The organism is Sphingomonas sp. PP-CC-1A-547 (genome assembly GCF_003610375.1).
Lineage (GTDB): Bacteria > Pseudomonadota > Alphaproteobacteria > Sphingomonadales > Sphingomonadaceae > Sphingomonas.
The window spans coordinates 456,715-475,509 of record NZ_RAPZ01000010.1; the positions used below are offsets into that span (position 1 = coordinate 456,715).

At 65.3% G+C, this 18,795-nt stretch carries 18 protein-coding genes; 13 read left to right on the plus strand and 5 right to left on the minus strand.

Going from position 1 to position 18,795, the window contains the following annotated elements:
• Positions 1–8: 8 nt before the first annotated feature.
• Genes secB through trpS form a run of 3 tightly spaced genes read left to right on the plus strand, consistent with a single transcriptional unit; the run spans position 9 to position 3,130 of the window.
• Positions 9–521 carry a protein-export chaperone SecB gene (secB, locus tag C8J39_RS02880; RefSeq protein ID WP_056062172.1) on the plus strand — a complete coding sequence of 171 codons (513 nt, stop codon included), beginning with the start codon at positions 9–11 and terminating at the stop codon, positions 519–521.
• A gap of 26 nt (positions 522–547) precedes the next feature.
• Entirely contained in the window at positions 548–2,113 is a 1,566-nt protein-coding gene (murJ, locus tag C8J39_RS02885; protein ID WP_056062171.1) for a murein biosynthesis integral membrane protein MurJ, read from the plus strand.
• Between the two features lie 9 nt (positions 2,114–2,122).
• Positions 2,123–3,130, plus strand: a complete 1,008-nt coding sequence (gene trpS / locus C8J39_RS02890) for a tryptophan--tRNA ligase (RefSeq protein ID WP_120299210.1) — start codon at positions 2,123–2,125, stop codon at positions 3,128–3,130.
• Between the two features lie 205 nt (positions 3,131–3,335).
• Here trpS and dnaA read toward each other — a convergent pair whose 3' ends face one another.
• The 3 genes from dnaA to mutM all read right to left on the minus strand — a co-directional run bounded on the left by dnaA (position 3,336) and on the right by mutM (position 6,461).
• Positions 3,336–4,829: a chromosomal replication initiator protein DnaA gene (gene dnaA / locus C8J39_RS02895; RefSeq protein WP_259457491.1), complete on the minus strand. Its 1,494-nt coding sequence runs from the start codon at positions 4,827–4,829 to the stop codon at positions 3,336–3,338.
• Between the two features lie 458 nt (positions 4,830–5,287).
• Positions 5,288–5,551, minus strand: coding sequence for a 30S ribosomal protein S20 (rpsT, locus tag C8J39_RS02900; RefSeq protein ID WP_031394736.1), 264 nt, complete (start codon positions 5,549–5,551; stop codon positions 5,288–5,290).
• A gap of 94 nt (positions 5,552–5,645) precedes the next feature.
• Complete coding sequence (gene mutM / locus C8J39_RS02905) at positions 5,646–6,461, minus strand: bifunctional DNA-formamidopyrimidine glycosylase/DNA-(apurinic or apyrimidinic site) lyase (protein ID WP_120299211.1); 816 nt, start codon at positions 6,459–6,461, stop codon at positions 5,646–5,648.
• A gap of 56 nt (positions 6,462–6,517) precedes the next feature.
• Between mutM and C8J39_RS02910 the strand changes: the two genes are divergently transcribed.
• The 8 genes from C8J39_RS02910 to C8J39_RS02945 all read left to right on the plus strand — a co-directional run bounded on the left by C8J39_RS02910 (position 6,518) and on the right by C8J39_RS02945 (position 14,342).
• A complete protein-coding gene (locus C8J39_RS02910; protein ID WP_056051226.1) occupies positions 6,518–7,282 on the plus strand; it encodes a class I SAM-dependent methyltransferase in 765 nt (254 codons plus the stop codon).
• Between the two features lie 7 nt (positions 7,283–7,289).
• Positions 7,290–8,822: a 2-polyprenylphenol 6-hydroxylase gene (gene ubiB / locus C8J39_RS02915; RefSeq protein ID WP_120299212.1), complete on the plus strand. Its 1,533-nt coding sequence runs from the start codon at positions 7,290–7,292 to the stop codon at positions 8,820–8,822.
• A 4-nt stretch (positions 8,823–8,826) separates the two neighbouring features.
• Complete coding sequence (locus C8J39_RS02920; protein ID WP_120299213.1) at positions 8,827–9,969, plus strand: hypothetical protein; 1,143 nt, start codon at positions 8,827–8,829, stop codon at positions 9,967–9,969.
• A 9-nt stretch (positions 9,970–9,978) separates the two neighbouring features.
• Positions 9,979–11,166: a bifunctional phosphopantothenoylcysteine decarboxylase/phosphopantothenate--cysteine ligase CoaBC gene (gene coaBC, locus C8J39_RS02925; protein ID WP_120299214.1), complete on the plus strand. Its 1,188-nt coding sequence runs from the start codon at positions 9,979–9,981 to the stop codon at positions 11,164–11,166.
• The gene (gene dut, locus C8J39_RS02930; protein ID WP_120299215.1) at positions 11,163–11,600 is read left to right on the plus strand and encodes a dUTP diphosphatase; all 438 of its coding nucleotides are present in this window, start codon (positions 11,163–11,165) and stop codon (positions 11,598–11,600) included. Before coaBC ends, dut begins: the two co-directional genes overlap by 4 nt.
• On the plus strand, positions 11,597–12,022 hold the full coding sequence (locus tag C8J39_RS02935; RefSeq protein ID WP_120299216.1) for a hypothetical protein: 426 nt from the start codon (positions 11,597–11,599) through the stop codon (positions 12,020–12,022). The genes dut and C8J39_RS02935 overlap by 4 nt, the downstream gene beginning before the upstream one ends.
• Positions 12,019–12,792: a molybdopterin-synthase adenylyltransferase MoeB gene (locus C8J39_RS02940; RefSeq protein ID WP_120299217.1), complete on the plus strand. Its 774-nt coding sequence runs from the start codon at positions 12,019–12,021 to the stop codon at positions 12,790–12,792. Before C8J39_RS02935 ends, C8J39_RS02940 begins: the two co-directional genes overlap by 4 nt.
• A 257-nt stretch (positions 12,793–13,049) precedes the next feature.
• On the plus strand, positions 13,050–14,342 hold the full coding sequence (locus C8J39_RS02945; protein WP_243649702.1) for an exopolysaccharide biosynthesis polyprenyl glycosylphosphotransferase: 1,293 nt from the start codon (positions 13,050–13,052) through the stop codon (positions 14,340–14,342).
• Between the two features lie 24 nt (positions 14,343–14,366).
• Here the strand turns inward: C8J39_RS02945 and galU are convergent, their stop codons facing one another.
• Positions 14,367–15,239 carry a UTP--glucose-1-phosphate uridylyltransferase GalU gene (galU, locus tag C8J39_RS02950; RefSeq protein ID WP_120299219.1) on the minus strand — a complete coding sequence of 291 codons (873 nt, stop codon included), beginning with the start codon at positions 15,237–15,239 and terminating at the stop codon, positions 14,367–14,369.
• Positions 15,240–15,348: 109 nt separating this feature from the next.
• Here galU and wecB point away from each other — a divergent pair, with 109 nt between their 5' ends.
• Together wecB and wecC are read left to right on the plus strand one after the other, a co-directional pair.
• Positions 15,349–16,473 (plus strand): non-hydrolyzing UDP-N-acetylglucosamine 2-epimerase, encoded by a 1,125-nt coding sequence (wecB, locus tag C8J39_RS02955; RefSeq protein ID WP_120299220.1) that lies wholly within the window; start codon positions 15,349–15,351, stop codon positions 16,471–16,473.
• Positions 16,457–17,776 carry a UDP-N-acetyl-D-mannosamine dehydrogenase gene (wecC, locus tag C8J39_RS02960; protein WP_120299221.1) on the plus strand — a complete coding sequence of 440 codons (1,320 nt, stop codon included), beginning with the start codon at positions 16,457–16,459 and terminating at the stop codon, positions 17,774–17,776. Before wecB ends, wecC begins: the two co-directional genes overlap by 17 nt.
• On the opposite strand, the gene C8J39_RS02965 is transcribed toward wecC, so the two are convergent.
• Positions 17,733–18,752, minus strand: a complete 1,020-nt coding sequence (locus C8J39_RS02965; RefSeq protein WP_243649703.1) for a M48 family metallopeptidase — start codon at positions 18,750–18,752, stop codon at positions 17,733–17,735. The two genes, wecC and C8J39_RS02965, sit on opposite strands and share 44 nt — an antisense overlap.
• Positions 18,753–18,795 lie beyond the last annotated feature (43 nt).

Here is an 18,795-nt window from a genome sequence, read left to right on the forward strand (position 1 = left end):
CACGACGAATGGATGATCAGGACAACGGCTTCACCATGCCCGACCAGGCTCTCGCCAACGGTGAAGACACGGTCCCCGCAGCCGGGCTGATCTCGCAATACGTCAAGGACTTGTCGTTCGAGAACCCGAACGCACCGGCCGTTTACCAGAACCAGACCCCGCCGGCGATCGACGTGCAGTTCAACATCGGCGCAGCGCAGGTCGGCGACGAAGTGCATGAGGTCGTGCTGAAGATCGACGTCCGCGCCGAGAGCGAGGGGCAAGTCGCGTTCATCGTCGATCTTTCGTACGCGGGCCTGTTCGGGCTGCGCAACATCCCCGCCGAGCATGTCCAGCCGTTCCTGCTGGGCGAAGCCCCGCGTCTGCTGTTCCCGTTCGCTCGCCGCGTGCTGTCGGATGCCGTGCGTGACGGTGGCTTCCCGCCGCTGCTGCTCGAGCCGATCGATTTCTCGCAGCTGTACCTGCAGCAGTCCGAACAGCAGGGTATCCAGCCTAACGTCGGCGATTTCGGCCAAGCCTGAACGATACGGGGGCGGAGCGCGCTTAGATGAACCTCACCAAGGCGCTGGGATCGGTCGGCGGGCTGACGCTTGCCAGCCGGGTCCTGGGGCTCGTGCGCGACTCGCTGTTCGCGCGGTTCGTCGGCGCCGGCTTCGCGTCGGACGCGTTCCTGATCGCGTTCCGCCTCCCGAACATGTTCCGCGCGCTCTTTGCAGAGGGCGCGTTCTCCGCCGCGTTCATCCCGATGTTCAATCGGAAGGTCGGCGACAAGGATGGCCGCGGCCTGCCCGACGGGATCGCGTTCGCCGAGGACGCACTGTCGGTGCTGTTGCCGACGCTGATCCTGATGACCGCGATCTTCGAACTCGCGGCGTGGCCGATGACGTGGCTGCTGACCTTCGGGTTCAACGGCGCGAGTGCGGAGCGGTTCGACTATGTCGTCCACCTCTCGCGGATCACCCTGCCCTATCTGCTGCTGATCAGCCTCGTGTCGCTGCTTGGCGGCATCCTCAATTCGCTGCACAAGTTCTGGATCAATGCCGCGGCACCGATCCTGCTGAACGCGACGCTGATCGCGGCGTTGCTGCTGTTCCACGAGCATCAGCCGCTGCTGACCGCGCGCAACCAGGCTATTGCGGTGACGGTGTCGGGGGCTCTGCAGCTTCTGTGGCTGATCTGGGCGTGTCGTGCGTCCGGAGTAAAGCTCCGTCTGAAGCGCCCGCAACTCAATCCCGACGTGAAGAAGCTCATGTCGCTGATCTGGCCCGCGGCGGCCGGGGCTGGCGCCGTGCAGATCAACCTCGTCGTCTCGACTGCACTCGCCGCCGCTTTGCTGCCGGCTGGGTCGGTCTCGTACATCTATTTCGCCGATCGCCTGAACCAGCTTCCGCTCGGGTTGATCGGGATCGGGCTTGGCACGGTGTTGCTTCCAACGATCTCGCGCCAGCTTGGCCGTGGCGAGGATGCGGAGGCGATGGCAACGCAGAACCGCGGCATGGAGCTCGCGCTGTTCCTCACCCTCCCCGCAACCGTCGCGCTGATCGTGTGCGGCGTGCCAATCGTCGGTGCACTGTTCCAGCACGGCAAGTTCGCGCTAGAGGACAGCGTGCTGACCGCGCAGGCGCTCGCCGCCTTCTCGATAGGCCTGCCCTCGTACATTCTCGTGAAGGTGCTGACGCCGGGCTATTACGCGCGCTCCGATACACGCACGCCGGTGCGCTATGCGACGATGTCGATGGTCGTGAACCTCGTCCTCAATCTCGCCTTTATCAAACCGCTGGGACACATGGGCCCGCCGCTTGCCACCGCGATCGCCAGCACGGTCAACGTCGCGATGCTGTACCGGACGCTCGTCCGCCGCGGGCATTTCACGCCGGATGCCCGGCTCCGTCGCCGGACGTGGCGGCTGCTCGTCGCGGCGCTCATCATGGGCGTTGTGATGTATTTCCTGAATAGCCTGTTCCAGCCGTTCGTGACGGGCACCAGCGTCGAGCGCTGGGGGGCGATGCTGGTGCTGGTCGCGACCGGCGGCGTCGTCTATGCGATCGCGACATTGCTCACCGGCGCGTTCCGGTTGGGCGACATCTCCACGCTTTTGCGTCGTTCCAAGTAAGGTTTTTCCATGCGCGTCGTCTCCGGCATCAAGCCCACCGGTAATCTCCATCTCGGCAATTACCTGGGGGCGGTGAAGCAGTGGGTGACGCTGCAGGGCGACGTCGCGGCGCAGGGCGGCGAGTCGATGTTCTTCATCGCCGATCTCCACGCACCGACCGAATGGATCGCGCCGTCGGAGTTGTCGTCGCACACGATCGAGGTTGCAGCGACGATGATCGCGGCGGGGATCGATCCGGCGAAGTCGATCCTGTTCAATCAGGCTCGGGTGCCGGCGCATAGCGAGATGGCGTGGCTGCTCAACACCGTCGCGCGCGTCGGCTGGCTGAACCGGATGACGCAGTTCAAGGACAAGGCGGGCAAGAACCGCGAGGGCGCGAGCGTCGGGCTGTACGATTACCCCGTGCTGATGGCGGCGGACGTGCTGCTCTACAACGCGACGCACGTGCCGGTCGGCGAGGACCAGAAGCAGCATCTCGAACTCGCGCGCGACATCGCCACCAAGTTCAACGGCGACTACGGTGTCGACCTGTTCACGCTCCCCGCCCCGCTGATCAGCAAGGCCGCGCCGCGGATCATGTCCTTGCGCGATGCGTCGGCCAAGATGTCGAAGTCGAACCCGTCCGAGCAGTCGGTGGTCAAGCTGATCGACAGCGACGACACCATCGCCGACAAGTTCCGCAAGGCGAAGACCGATCCCGACGTGCTGCCCGCGACCGTCGAGGAGTTGGGTGATCGGGCTGAGGCGCGTAACCTGCTGACGATCTACGCGGCGCTGGCGGATAGCGACGTCCCAACGGTGCTCGGCGAGTTCGGCGGGAAAGGCTTCGGCGCGTTCAAGCCTGCGCTGGCGGATCTGGCGGTGGCGAAGCTTGGCCCGATCCGTGACGAGATGGTGCGGTTGCTCGATGACCGCAGCGCGGTGACGGCAGTATTGCAGGCGGGCGCGGAGAAAGCGCGCGCGCTGGCTGCACCGGTGCTCAAGCAGACGCAGGACGCGATGGGGTTGCAGGTCTAACCCCTATTCCGTCATCCTGACGAAAGTCAGGATCCAGAGTTACGGGCGCCGCATTTTGTGGCTCTGGATCCTGACTTTCGTCAGGATGACGGGGAGTTCCGGGCGATGCGGCTACGTGTCGGAATACCGCATGCAGCGTGTTCCCCCGCGAAGGCGGGGGTCCAGACTGGGCTCCCGCCTTCGCGGGAGAACACGGAAGGAAAGACTAGCCTTCCAACTCCCGCATCAGCACGCGGACCGCGGCATCGATGTCGCGGTCGGAGTCGCGCAGTTCTTCGATCTTCCGCACCGCATGGATCACCGTCGAGTGATCGCGCCCGCCGAACTTGCGCCCGATTTCCGGCAGTGACCGCGTCGTCAGACGCTTCGCCAGATACATCGCGATCTGCCGCGGCCGCGCGACAGCCCGAGCGCGCCGCGCCGAAATCAAATCAAGCGGCTTCAGTTCGAAATGTGCGGAGACGAGCTTCTGGATCTCGTCGATCGTCACGCGCTTCTGCGCGCCACGGAGCACTTCGCCCAACGTCGCGATTGCGAAATCGAGGTCGATCGTATCGCCGGTCAGCTGCGCATACGCCACGACTCGGTTGAGCGCGCCCTCAAGCTCGCGAATGTTCGCGTGGATGCGGCTGGCGAGCAGATCGAGCACGTCGGTCGGCACGCGCATGTCGGGCAGGTCGACCAGCTTCCGATCGAGGATCGTCCGCCGCAGCACCAGGTCGGGCGCCTTGATGTCCGCCACGAGACCGACCGACATCCTGCTGACGATCCGCGCCTCGACGCCTTCCAATGCCTGCGGGCAGCGATCCGCGGAGATCACCAGCCGCTTGCCGGCCGCCATGATCTCGTTGACCGTGTGGAAGAATTCTTCCTGCGTCGCGTCCTTGCCGGCGATGAACTGGAGGTCGTCGATCAGCAGCAGGTCGGCACCGCGCAGGCGTTGCTTGAACGCATGCGTATCGCGCGCGCGCATCGACGCGACGAAATCGTACATGAACCGCTCGGCGGACATGCACAACACGATCGCGTGTGGGTTATGCTCGAGGAACGCGTGGCCGATCGCGTGCATGAGGTGGGTCTTGCCCTGCCCCGTGCCGCTGTGGAGGAACAACGGGCTGAACCGGACCGGGCCTGGCTCGGCGAGCACCTTGGCGGCGTTGAACGCCACCTTGTTGGACGGATCGACGACGAATCGCGCGAAGGTGTAGCGCGGATCGAGCGGCGGCCGTTCAGCGGGCACGCCGACCGGGGCCAACGTCACGACGGGCGCCGGCGCTGGCTTCAGCGACGGATCGACCCCGAACTTCATCGTTGCCTGCACAGGCTCGGCGACCGACTTAGAGGTCGGCTTGGTTTCGACCGGTAGCGGATCGGCAACGGGCTTCGCGGGAATGGCGTCGGCCACCGGTTCGATCGCCAGCACGACGGCTGCGCGACCCGGTGCCCGGGTCTCGATCTGGACAGTACGGACGTTGGGGAGGATCTGCTTGAATTCGAGCACTAGCCGGTCGGCGTAGTGATTGCGGACCCAGTTGGTCATGAACGCCGACGGCAGCGCGAGCCGGATCGTGTCGCGGTCCTCGCCGGGGATCAGCTCGATCGGCTTCAGCCACTGTTCGAACAGCCGCACGCCGGCCGACTCGCGCAAGGATGCACGAACGCGGGCCCAGGCCTTTTCGGCCTCGCTGGCATGCGTCACAGATCCTTGCCACTTCGTCACGCGCACACTTCTCCGACCCCGCGAAATTGCTCGCGCGGGTGATATAGTCCCGACAGAAAATGGTCCCCCTGACGACCCCAAGGGTCATCCGGCATCTTCGCCCTGTTTGTTGATGCAGCGGTGGAAGCCACCGTCGCTGTGAGCCCCGTTATGAAGCGATCGACGATCCTAGCAAGGCCCCGAGGCGTCACATTTTCGAAATAAAGCGGGTTGACTTGACCAAGCCGCGGAAATGCGTCGATATTTTTATAAGTTGCTGTGTTTACGCATTTTTTGCGAATTTGGTCTTGCCATGACGCAAACGCGCATCACTCGAATCGTGGAGAATCCTTGGGTTAGGCGGCGTCTTCGATGGTTCCGTTCGCAGACGCAAAAAACCCGCCGGGAAGGTCCCGGCGGGTGATCTACTCGACAATGCCAGTGTCCTGGACGCTCGCTTATGCGAGTCCGGTCACGGCCTTGGTCAGACGCGCGAACTTGCGGCTCGCGGTGTTCTTGTGCAGCACGCCCTTGGCGACGCCACGCTGCAGCTCAGGCTGTGCGGCCGCGAGTGCGGTGGTCGCTGCGCCCTTGTCGCCCGAAGCCAATGCAGCCTCGACCTTCTTGATGAAGGTACGGATACGGCCGACGCGGTTGCCGTTCACTTCCGCGCGACGGTCGTTGCGACGGATACGCTTTTTCGCCTGCGGCGTGTTCGCCATGAAGCCCTCTGGATGTTCGAATGAATAAAAAGGGGCGCCGGATTGCTCCTACGCCCTCTCGAAGCCGCGGCCCTACCCACTTTGTCCTAGATCGTCAACCGCGTTGGCACTTCGCACACCAGAACGTCGAGCGCCCGCCTTCGGTGCGGCGCTTGACGGTGGAGCCACATTCGCACGCTTCGCCTTCGCGCCCATAGACGCGCCATTGCTTGGAGAAATAGCCGAGTTCGCCATCGGGCCGGACGTAATCCCGGAGCGAAGACCCGCCCGCCAGGATCGCGGCGGTCAGCACCGTCCGAATCGCCTCCACGAGTCGCTCGAGTCGAAACAGCGAGATCCGCCCCGCCGCGCGTGATGGCGCGATCTTCGCCATGTGCAGTGCCTCGCACACATAGATGTTGCCGAGCCCCGCGACGATTCGCTGGTCGAGCAGCATTGCCTTGATCGACGCCCCCCGCCCTTCAAGCGTCTCCAGCAGATACGCGGCGTTTAGGTCGGGCCCGAGCGGCTCCGGCCCCATGCTGAGGAACGGCGGGTAATTGGCGATGTCCTCGGTCGCCCAAAGATCGAGAAAGCCAAATCGCCGCGGATCGTTGAGCGCAACGGTCCGCCCCGCCGCGGTGCCGATCAGCAGGTGATCGTGCGCGAGGAGTTCGCTTGGATCGACTCGCCAGCGCCCCGACATGCCGAGATGGAAGACGAGCGTATCGCCACGATCGGTATCGATCAGGCCGTATTTGGCGCGGCGGCCCAAGTGCGTAACGGTCGCTCCGGTCATCCGCTGGCGCAGGTCGACCGGGATCGCTTTGCGCAGGTCGGCACGACGCGGCTCGACCGAGGTCAGGCGCTGGCCCTTCAGCACGGGCTCCAGCCCGCGCACGGTGGTTTCGACTTCTGGTAATTCTGGCACGGTTTGCAGCTAGGTTGCGTTTGCTCGCGCCACAAGGCGCGGCTAGAGCGCAGGATATGAACGACTTGATCGCGCCCGCGCCCGCACTCACGCCCGATACCGTCTCCTTCGGCTACGAAGACATCCCCGCCACCGAGAAGACCGCCCGCGTCGGCGGCGTCTTCTCGAACGTCGCAGGCAAATACGACCTGATGAACGATGCGATGTCGGGCGGCATGCACCGGCTGTGGAAGGACCGCTTCGTCCGCCGCGTAAAGCCGCGCGAAGGCGAGCAGATCCTCGACATGGCCGGTGGCACGGGCGACATCGCGTTCCGCATGGAGCCGTCGGGCGCGTCGATCACGGTCGCCGACATCAATCCGCAGATGCTCGAAGTCGGCATGCAGCGCGCCCAGAAGCGCGGGATCGACGGCCTCGTCTGGACCGAAGCCAACGCGGAAACGCTGACCTTCCCTGACAAGTTCTTCGACGCCTACACGATCGCGTTCGGCATCCGGAACGTGACGGACATCCCCAAGGCCTTGCGTGAAGCCCACCGCGTCCTGCGCCGCGGCGGACGCTTTTACTGCCTCGAATTCTCGACCACCGTGTGGCCTGGATTCGCCGAGGTATACGACGCCTATTCGCACAAGATGGTCCCGAAGCTTGGTCAGCTTCTGGCGCAGGATGCGGACAGCTATCGCTACCTGATCGAATCGATCCGCCGCTTCCCGGACATGCCCAAGTTCAAGGGCATGATCGCGGATGCCGGCTTCGTGCAGACCAAGGTCGAGCCGTTGCTGGGCGGGCTCGTTGCGATCCACAGCGGCTGGAAGATTTGATCCAACTGTGACGGCTTCAACCACGCACGTCTGGCGCCTCCTCAAATGGGGTCGCATTCTCGCCCGTCACGGCGCGCTGCGCGGGATCGAGCGTGATCCCAACACGCCGGCACCCGTTCGTCGCCTCGCGCGGATCGCGCGGTTCGGCGCGCGAGTGCCCCCGGTGCCGCGCTATGCGGATGCGTTTCAGGCGATCGGACCCGCGGCGATCAAGCTCGGACAGACGCTCGCCACGCGGCCGGATCTCGTCGGTGAGGATGCCGCGCAAGACTTGCTGCGGCTTCAGGATCAGCTCTCCCCCGTCCCCTACGAGACGATCGAGGCGGCGATGCTTGCAAGCTTCGGCAAGCCGCTGGAGACGTTATTCTCGCGGATCGAGCCAATTCCGGTGGGTGCTGCGTCGATCGCGCAGGTCCACCGCGCGGTCACCACCGATGGCCGTCAGGTCGCGGTGAAAGTCCTTCGCCCCGGCGTCGAGGACGATTTCGCACGCGCGATCGACACGTACAGCTGGGCCGCAGCGCAACTCGAGGCGCTCAGCCCAGAGGCGATGCGCCTGCGCCCGCGCCTGACGATCGAGACGTTCAAGCGCTGGACCCTGCGTGAACTCAATTTCCGCCGTGAAGCCGCCTCCGCATCCGAACTCGCGGAAGGCATGACCGCCGAGCCCGATTTTGTCATCCCTGCGATCGACTGGGCGCGCTCGACCGCGAAGGTCATGACGATCGAGTGGATCGACGGCATCAAGCTGTCCGATCGCCCCGCGCTCGTCGCCGCCGGCTACGACCTGCCCGCGCTTGCGCAGACACTCGTGCGCGCGTTCCTGCGCCAGGCGATCGCCGATGGGTTCTTCCATGCCGACATGCATCAGGGAAACCTGTTCGCGCTGCCCGGCAACCGCATCGCCGCGATCGACTTCGGCATCATGGGCCGGATCGACCGCCGCGCGCGCGTCTGGCTTGCCGAGATCCTCTACGGCCTAATCACCGGCAATTATAAGCGCGTCGCCGAGATCCATTTCGAGGCTGGCTACGTCCCCGCGCATCACGACGTCGCCGAATTCGCTACCGCATTGCGTGCGGTCGGCGAGCCGATGCGCGGACTGCCGGTCAAGGACATGTCGATCGGCATGATGCTCGACAGCCTGTTCTCGATCACGCGCGATTTCGACATGGTGACGCAGCCGCATTTGCTGCTGCTCCAGAAGACGATGGTGATGGTCGAGGGGGTCGCGACCAGCCTCAACCCCGACATCAACCTGTGGGAAGCCGCTGAGCCGTTCGTCCGCGACTGGATCCGCGGCGAGCTCGGGCCAGAGGCAATGATCGCCGACCGCCTGATCGAGGATTTCCGCACCCTCACGCGACTCCCAGAACTGGTCCGCCGGATCGAGGCGCATTACCCCGCCCCCGGTGGCGCGCCGCCGACGATGCCGTTGCGCGAGATCGAGGTCATCCGGATCGGTGGCGGCTGGCGTTACGGTCTGGTCGCGGCGCTCGCGGCCGCCGCCGGGGTCGTGACGACGCTGTTGTTTGGTTGAGGGCATGAAGACGCGTCGCGGCGCTCCGTTATGGACGACCCGCGCGACCCGGTTCGCGGGCATGCCGTCGGCGCAGGCGCGGATCGGGCTCGTGCTGTTCCTGGTATTCCTCGCGGCCTGCCTTAGCGCGGTCGTCTCGCCTGGCCCGCGGCCTAGCGTCGAAGTGGGCGCCTCAACCTCCATCGCATCCGACGCCCCGCCACCCGGACGGACGGACCTGCTGCTGTACGATACAATCGTCGCTGGCGTGCGTGGCGGTTCGCCCTATTACGCCGTCGCCGTCGAAACGCAGCGCATGGGGCATTATCCGCTGAAGCCGTTTTTCGCGGTGCGGCTGCCGACCTTGGCGGTCGTTCAAGCAGCGTTGCCCTCGATACTGGTGAACCTGTTGCTGTTGGCGTTGTGCGTCGGAACGATCCTCGCCTGGGTCGCGCGGCTTCGTCCGGAAATGACCGGCCTGGTGCCGCTCGGTGTGGCTGGCTTGCTGGTCGTCGCCGGATTTTCGGTGAACCTCGATCCCAGCTTCGTGGTGTTTCACGAGGTCTGGGCGGGGCCGTTGATCGCGCTATCGCTGGCGTTGCGCCGTCCAGGCCACTGGCTATCTGCGGTCGCTTTCGGGCTGTCGGCAATGCTGATCCGCGAGACGGCATTGCTGTACGTCGCGATCATGGCGGTGTTTGCGTGGCTCGAGGGCGAGCGCCGCGAGATGCTGGGGTGGCTCGGGGCGATCGGGGTCTTCGCCGTGGTGCTTGGCGCCCATGCGCACGCGGTGTCGCTGGTCAGCGGTCCGCTCGACCGGGTGTCGCAGGGGTGGAGCGGGCTCGAGGGGTTCGGCTTCTACGTCAGGCTTGCGACGATCTCGTCGGGGCTCGACATCCTGCCGCAGTGGCTCGCCTCGCTCGTTCTTGGCACCGCGCTGTTCGGCTGGCTCGCATGGCGCGATGCGGTCGCGACGCGCGCGCTGGTCGTGTTCGCCGCCTATGCCGCGCTGATCTCGCTATTCGCGCGGAGCGACAATTTCTACTGGGCGCTGATGACCACGCCGGTGCTGCTGGTCGGGCTGGTGTTCGCGGTCGACGGCCTGCGCGACATGATCGCCGCCGCGCGCGATACGCGGCGCATTACGGTGACGCGCATTATTCGCTAGAGCTGCGGCATGAAACGCATCCTACTGATCGTCGGCGGCGGGATCGCCGCCTACAAGGCCGCCGAACTGATCCGCCTGTTGAAGACGCACGGGTACGCGGTGCGGTGCGTGATGACCAAGGCGGCGCATCATTTCGTCACCCCGATGACGCTCGCCGCGCTCAGCGAGGACAAGGTCTACACGACGCTCTGGGACCTCAAGGACGAGGCCGAGATGGGCCATATCCAGCTCAGCCGCGAGGCCGACCTGATCGTCGTCGCGCCGGCCACCGCCGACCTGATGGCGCGGATGACGGCAGGTCTCGCGAACGACCTCGCGACGACGCTGCTGCTGGCGACCGATAAGCCGGTTCTCGTCGCGCCTGCGATGAACGTTCGCATGTGGGGCCATGCCGCGACCGTCCGCAACGTGGCGCAGCTTCGTGCCGACGGCGTGACGGTGATGACGCCGGACGAGGGGATCATGGCGTGCGGTGAATATGGCCCCGGCCGCCTGCCCGAGCCGCCAGCGATCGTTGCCGCGATCGAAGCGATGCTTACCCCTTCCCCGCCGAAGCGTCTGGCAGGACGCCATATCCTCGTCACCGCCGGACCGACGCACGAGCCAATCGACCCGGTCCGCTACATCGCCAACCGCTCGTCGGGCAAACAGGGCTTCGCGATCGCCGCGGCACTGGCACGGCTCGGCGCGCCCGTGACGCTGGTCGCTGGCCCTGTGACGCTGCCGACTCCGCATGGCGTCGACCGGATCGATGTCGAGACGGCGCGGGAGATGGCCGACGCAGTCGACCGCGCGCTGCCGGCCGACGCCGCCGTCATGGTCGCCGCCGTCGCGGACTGGCACGTCGAACCCTCGCAGCAGAAGATCAAGAAAGGCGACACTACGCCTACGCTGATGCTTGCGGAGAACCCCGATATTCTGGCGACCCTGGCGCGCAGCCCGCATCGGCCTCGCCTGCTGATCGGGTTCGCCGCCGAGACCGAGCGGGTCATCGAGCACGCCACCGCCAAGCGCATTCGCAAGACCGCCGACTGGATCGTCGCTAACGACGTCTCGGGCGACGTGATGGGCGGCGCGGACAACAGCGTTCACCTCGTCACCGAAGCCGGCGTCGAGAGCTGGGAGCGCCTGCCCAAGGACGCGGTCGCCGCACGACTGGCGGACCGTATCGCCGATGCGCTAGAAGCCGCATCATGATCCGTATCGAACTGAAGCGCCTGCCGCACGGCGAGGGCCTGCCGTTGCCTGCGTATGCGACCGAGGGTGCCGCCGGGATGGACGTCGTTGCCGCCGAAGCGCTGACGCTCGCCCCCGGCGCACGCGCCGCCGTCGCGACCGGCTTCGCGATCGCCATTCCCGCTGGCCATGAGGTCCAGGTTCGCCCTCGCTCCGGTCTCGCGCTGAAGCACGGCGTCACCTGCCTCAACACGCCGGGCACAATCGACAGCGACTATCGCGGCGAAGTTAAGGTGATCCTTGCCAACCTCGGCCGGGAACCGTTCGCGATCGCGCGTGGTGACCGGATCGCGCAACTCGTCCCCGCAGTCGTCCTGCGCGCGTCGCTCGACGAAGTCGCGGTGCTCGACGACACCTCCCGCGGCGCAGGCGGCTTCGGATCGACCGGCCGATGATCGCCGCCCTCCTTCTACTGCTTCAGACCGCGGCAGCGCCGGTCCTGGCTCCTGCCGCACCGGCCGCCCCAATGGCCAGCGCGATGCCGCCTCAGGATTGGAGCACGCTTCCGATCCTACGCATCCGGGGGCAGGCGACGACGCTCGCCAACACTTCCGCCTATGTGCACGGCGAAGTCGTCGCCGGTCGCTGCGCGCGTGTCGTGCGCACGTCTCAGGGTTGGGCCCTAACCGTCGACCTTGCCGTGCTCGTTGCCCCCGACGGCAGGGTCCGCCGTGTGACGCCGCGCGCGATCGACTGTCCGACGGTCGAGCAATATGCCGCCGGCGTGATCCTGGGCGCGCGCGACTCGATCGACGTTGCGGGTGAGGACGCGGACACCTGGTACCGCACCAGCCTCACGTTTACCTGGGGCGCATGACTCTCTCAGACGACGAACTCGCCCGGTATGCACGACATATCGTCCTCAAGGAATTCGGCGGCACAGGACAGGCGCGGTTGAAGGCAGCGACCGTCGCGATCGTCGGCGCAGGCGGGATCGGCTCGCCCGCGATCCAGTATCTGGGTGCAGCCGGCGTCGGCCGGCTGATCCTGATCGACGACGACACCGTCGAACCGTCCAATCTTCAGCGCCAGACGATCTTCACGACCGCGGACACCGGTATCGCCAAGGTCGACGCCGCTGCGGCCGCCGTCAAACGGATCAACCCGCATGTCGCCGTCGAGACCCACCGTGCGCGCATCGACGTTTCGAACGTGGCGGACCTGCTCGGGCGCGCCGATGTCGTGCTCGACGGCTGCGACAATTTCGCGACGCGCTTCTGTGTCGCCGATGCCGCGCATGCCATGAGGATTCCGCTCGTCTCGGCCGCAGTAGGCCAGTTCGAGGGACAGCTCGCCACCTATCGCGGCTGGGAAGCGGATAAGCCGTGCTACCGTTGCTTCGTCGGCGAAGACCCTGAGCGCGCAGAGACCAGTTGCGCGGAGGACGGCGTTCTTGGCCCCGTCACCGGCGTGATCGGCAGCCTGGCTGCGCTTGAGGTACTACGGACGATCGCGCCGTTCGGCGACGATCCGGCCGGCAAATTGCTGCTGATCGACCTGCTTGCACTGCGTTTTCGCACAATCCGCCTACCCAAGGATCCAGGGTGTACGACTTGCACCAAAAAGCGGGACTTCGCGGTGAGTTAACCGCAAGCTTTTATTTCCTCGCCCGCAAAATTGGAAAAATAACAACTAAACTTTCGCGATCGACGAACAGTAGTTCTTTTGCATTGCGGCATTTCGCGGTATCGCTTTGCGCAGGGGGGACTGCGCGTGCGTCCGACAAGTTCATGAATGTAGAGAGCGGCGTTTTGAGCCGCGCTATGGCGCCGTCGCGCGGGAAAAAACCTGCGCGGACTTGGCGCCCAAGCGCGTCCTCGCTGCGCGTTCGGCTGATCCTCGGCATGCTGACGGTAGATACCACGTGCATTATTGCCAGTTACCTCGCAGCGGCCGGTTTGCGCGGCGTATTCGCGAACGACACCGCCTGGATCGTAATCCTTGCGATGCTGATCCCGGTCTTCATTATTACGACGCTGAATAACGACAGCTACGCAGCCGCAAATTTGCGCGATCCCTTTCGATCAGTAGCGCGTGGACTACAGGCCTATGCGCTCGCAATCAGCGCAGTCGTGTTCATCGCTTTCTGCCTAAAGGCGAGCGATACGTTCCCACGTCTTGTCGTTGCAATGGGTTCGGCATTTGCCATTGTTTCCTTGGCATTAGGACGGTTTCTGTTCGTCCGGCACATGCCTGCGATCATCGGCGGAAACCCCTTCAGTATCGTCCTTCTGTACGATTCCGGTCAGCCGATCCCACGCGGCGACTTCTCGGTCGTCATCGCCGCGGACTCGTATTTCGACCCCGATCATCATGATCCCGTGATGTACGACCGTCTTGCGCAATCGTTATCGGGGGCGGACCGCGTCATCGTCGCATGCAGCCCCGAGCGCCGCCTCACTTGGGCGCAGGCGCTGAAGGGCGCTAACATCCAGAGCGAGATCTTCATGCCCGAGCTGAACGCGCTCGCGCCGCTCGGCATCAGCGCGCACGGCGATACCCCAACGGTCATTATCGCCAACGGTCCGTTGGTCCTGTTCGACCGCTTCGTAAAACGCAGCTTCGACGTGATGCTGGCAAGCTGTGCGCTGGTGACACTGATGCCGATCTGGATTCTGATCGCACTGTCGGTGAAGATCGATTCACGCGGACCGATCTTCTTCAGCCAGATCCGGATCGGTCGCAGCAACCAGATGTTCCGCCTGATGAAGTTCCGCAGCATGCGCGTCGACCACAGCGACGGCGCAGGTGCACGCTCGACGTCACGCGACGACGACCGGATCACGCGCGTGGGCAAGTTCATCCGCAGCACCAGCATCGACGAACTGCCGCAGCTGCTGAACGTCCTGAAGGGCGACATGAGCATCGTCGGCCCGCGTCCGCACGCACTCGGCTCGCGCGCCGCGGACAAATTATTCTGGGAAGTCGACCAGCGATACTGGCATCGCCATGCGGCCAAGCCCGGCCTAACCGGCCTCGCGCAGGTTCGCGGCTATCGTGGCGCGACGCTGTACGAGGACGATTTGCGCAACCGGCTCCAGGCCGATCTCGAGTATCTCGAGCATTGGTCGATCTGGCGCGATATCAAGATCATCGTCCTGACCTTCCGCGTCCTGCTGCACCGGAACGCCTTCTGACGTTCCGGTGAGCGGGCTGATCGTTCAGCCTGCCAGCAGACCCTTGGCGAACTCACGAACCACCGGTCCGATGTCGTCGCGCGCCAATGCGATCGCCAGGTTGGCCTGGATGTAGCCAGCCTTGTCGCCGCAGTCATAACGCTGGCCATCGAAGGTGAAGCCGTGGAACGGCTGGTTGCCGATCAACTGCGCCATAGCATCGGTCAGCTGGATTTCGCCGCCGGCACCCTTTTCCTGCGTCTCCAGGACCCGCATCACCTCTGGCTGGAGGATGTAGCGTCCGGGGATCATCAAATTCGACGGTGCCGTGCCACGCTTGGGTTTTTCGACGAGTGCGGTCACTTCGGTCAGACGACCGTCGATCGCGCCTGGCGAGATGATGCCGTATTTGTCGGTTTCCGAATCAGGCACTTCGAGCGCGCCGATCACATTGCCGCCGACCTGGTTATAGGCTTCGACCATCTGCTTCATGAAGCCGGGCTTGCCGACCATCAGCTCATCGGGGAGCAGGACCGCGAACGGTTCGTCGCCGACGATCTCTCGCGCGCACCAGACGGCATGGCCTAGGCCGAGCGGTTCCTGCTGGCGGACATAAACCGGCGAGCCGGGCTTCATCCGAATATTGCTGATCGCGTCCAGCGACTTGCCGCGCGACCGCATCGTATCCTCGAGCTCGTACGAGATATCGAAATGATCCTCGAGCGCGCCCTTGCCGCGCCCGGTCACGAAGATGATCTGCTCGATCCCGGCCTCGAGTGCTTCCTCGACGGCGTACTGGATTAGCGGTTTGTCGACGACGGTGAGCATTTCCTTCGGCATGGCCTTGGTGGCCGGAAGGAAGCGCGTACCCAATCCGGCGACCGGAAACACGGCCTTGCGCAGCGGCTTTATGGTCATTCGATGCTCCCTTTGATCTCGCGGGATCGTCTACCGGTCGGTACGCCTGCGCGCAAATCATCGCAGTGAATTAGCGCGTCGTTAAAGACGTTGGTCTAGGGACTGCATCATGCCCAAAGTTCTCGTCATCTTCGGCACGCGACCCGAAGCGATCAAACTCTTCCCGGTGATCCGGGCTCTGACTGCGATCCCCGGCCTGACCGTCCGCACCTGCGTCACCGCACAGCACCGCGGGCTGCTCGATCAGGTGCTCGCAATCGCCGACCTCGCGCCGGATATCGATCTCGACCTGATGGAGCCGGGACAAACGCTCGATCGCCTCACTGCAAGGCTGCTGGTCGGGCTCGGCGACGTGATGGATGCGGAGCAGCCCGACCTCGTCATCGTGCAGGGCGATACCGCCACCGCGATGACGGGGGCGCTTGCCGCCTATTACCGCAAGGTCCCGGTCGCTCATGTCGAGGCAGGGCTGCGGTCGGGCGACATCTACCATCCCTGGCCCGAGGAGGTGAACCGCCGCATCGTCGCGCCGATCGCCACGCTGCATTTCGCGCCGACCGAGACCGCCGCGGAGGCGTTGCGGCGCGAGACGATCGCCGAGGACACGATCCACGTCACCGGCAACACCGTGATCGACGCTCTGCACTGGACCGCGGACCGCGTCGCGGCGGACCCGTCGCTGGCGGCCGGACTCGACGCGATCGCCACGCGCTTTGCCGGCAAGCGGATCATCCTCGTCACGACACATCGCCGCGAGAATTTCGGTGACGGCATGGCCGCGATCGCACGCGCGATCGGGCGTATTGCGGAGCGGGACGACGTCGCGGTGCTGTTCCCGGTCCACCCGAACCCGAACGTCGTATCGGTGATGGACGACATCCTCGGTACCCGCGCCAACGTCGCACGGATCGAGCCGCTCGATTATCTGCACTTCGTCCGCGCGCTCGGCATGGCGGACATCGTCCTGACCGATTCGGGCGGCGTGCAGGAGGAGGCACCTGCGCTCGGCAAGCCGGTCCTGGTAATGCGCGAGACCACCGAGCGTCCGGAGGGCGTCGCGGCCGGCACCGCCAGGCTGATCGGCACAGAAGAGGACCGCATCGTTTCCGAAATCTTCACCCTGCTCGACGACACGTCGCGCTACTCCGCGATGGCCCGCGCCCATAACCCGTTCGGGGATGGCCATGCCGCCGCCAAAATCGCAAAGGTCGTTGCGCATGCTGTCGGACTCTAACCTTAACGTCGTCGTCCTCGGGCTCGGCTATATCGGCCTTCCTACCGCAGCGATCATCGCCCGGACGGGCGCGCAGGTGCTCGGCGTCGACGTGACCGAATCGGTCGTGGAGACGGTCAATTCCGGCCGCGTGCATATCGAGGAGGTCGATCTGGACGGCCTCGTCTCGGGTGTCGTCGCGCGTGGCACGTTGCGCGCCTCGACCGCGATCGAGCCGGCCGACGTGTTCGTGATCGCAGTGCCGACCCCGTTCGACGCCGATCACGCACCCAACATCCGCTATGTCCTCGAAGCCGCGACGACCATCGCGAGCGTGCTAAAGGCCGGCGACACGATCATCCTCGAATCGACCTCGCCCGTCGGTACCACCGAGAAGGTTCGCGACCTGCTCGCGAGCCTGCGCCCCGACCTGCGCGTACCGGGCAAGACCGGCGACCAGGCGGATATCGCGATCGCCTATTGCCCGGAGCGCGTTTTGCCTGGCCGCATCCTGGTCGAGTTGATCGACAACGACCGGGTCATCGGGGGGATCACACCGCGGTGTGCGCGTAAGGCCCTCACTTTCTACCGTCGCTTCGTCCGCGGCGCCTGCGTCACAACGACCGCGCGCGCGGCGGAGATGACGAAGCTTACCGAGAACGCGTTTCGCGACGTCAACATCGCGTTCGCCAACGAGTTGTCATTGATCGCCGACACGATGGGCGTCGACGTCTGGGAGGTGATCCGCCTCGCCAACCGCCACCCGCGCGTCAACATCCTGCAGCCCGGCCCCGGCGTCGGCGGGCATTGCATCGCGGTCGACCCGTGGTTCCTGGTCCACGCGGCCCCCGACCAGACGCCGCTGATCCGCACCGCGCGCGAGGTCAACGACGGCAAGACCGACCACGTCATCGCGCAGGTCGCGGCGCTGGTTGAGGCATCACCCGACGCAATTGTCGCGTGCCTCGGCCTAGCGTTCAAGGCGAACATCGACGACTTCCGCGAGAGCCCTGCCCTCAAGGTCGCCGAAGCCGTGGCGCGCCGGTTCGGCGACCGGGTGCGGATCGTCGAGCCCTACGCGCAGACGTTGCCGGCCGTGCTGGCAGACACCGGTGCGACGCTGATCGACGTCGATACCGCGATCGAGACGTGTTCGATCATGATCGTGCTGGTCGACCACGACGTGTTCAAGTCGATCCCGCTCGAAGAGCGCATCGACAAGGCGGTGCTAGACACGCGCGGCATCTGGCCGGATCAGCCGCGTGCGGCGCTGCCTGCGGTCAGCGCAACGGCACGTTTCGAGTCGCAACGACTGGCGGGATGATCGGCCGCGTCGGGGGCGCCGCGATGTCGCGCGCGGCGGCTTCCAGCGCTTCGGCGCGCGCCTTCGACGAGGCGTGCGTGCGGCTGCGGAACAGCCCGCCGTCAATCGCGCCGCCCTTGCTCCGCCAGAATTTCGGGGCCGACATCGGGTCGTAACCGGCGTTCGCAAGCAGGTAGATGCCGAGCAGATCCGCCTGATCCTCGGTCTCGCGGATCAGGCGGCCGTTGCGACCGAGTTCCGCCAGCAGGCCCCGATTGATCTTCGCCGCATCGAGCCGCGCACGGTGACGCAGGATGTTGTGCGAGAGTTCATGCGCGACGACGACGGCGATCTCCTCGTCGGTATAGCCTTCGAAGAACCGCTCACCGAGTTGCACGATCGCCCCGTCCGCGCTCGCATCCAGGCCACTGCCCAGCAGAATCTCGAACCGCGACCGGCATCCGGTGACCGGAGTGATCGAGATCGGCAAGCGTTTGCCGTCGCGCAGCACCGTCACTCGCAACGGCTTTCCGACCGGCGCCTCGGTGATGACCGCTTCCGCGGCATCGCGTGCCGCCGCGCTTTCGGGCGCATCGGCGGACGGCAGGTCGGGTTGTGGTCGATCGTCGATCGCTATTATCGAGTCGTTGGGACGAACCCCCGCGCGGTCGGCTGGACCGCCGGCGACGACCGCCTCGACACCGATCGTGGATTCGAACCCGAAGGTGGCCGCAGCGGCCTTGCGCGCACCGGGGCCATATTGCGTCAGCGCATGGATCGGCATGCCGATCTGCGGCTGGAGGCGGTCGCACAATGCGGCGTTCGCGGTGGTCAGCCGATACGCGATCGTCGCCAGCCGGAGATCGGCAGCGCGCAACGTGTCGAAGAACGCAGCCGAGGGCGCCGTATCGGCCACGGGCATCGGTTCGGCAGGCAAAGCTGTTGGCGCCGCGGCCGTGAGCATCAGGAACGGCGCGAGGCGGGAGATCATCGACATGGCGTTCCCATAGCCGTCCTGCGCCCCTGCGTCATGCTGCACG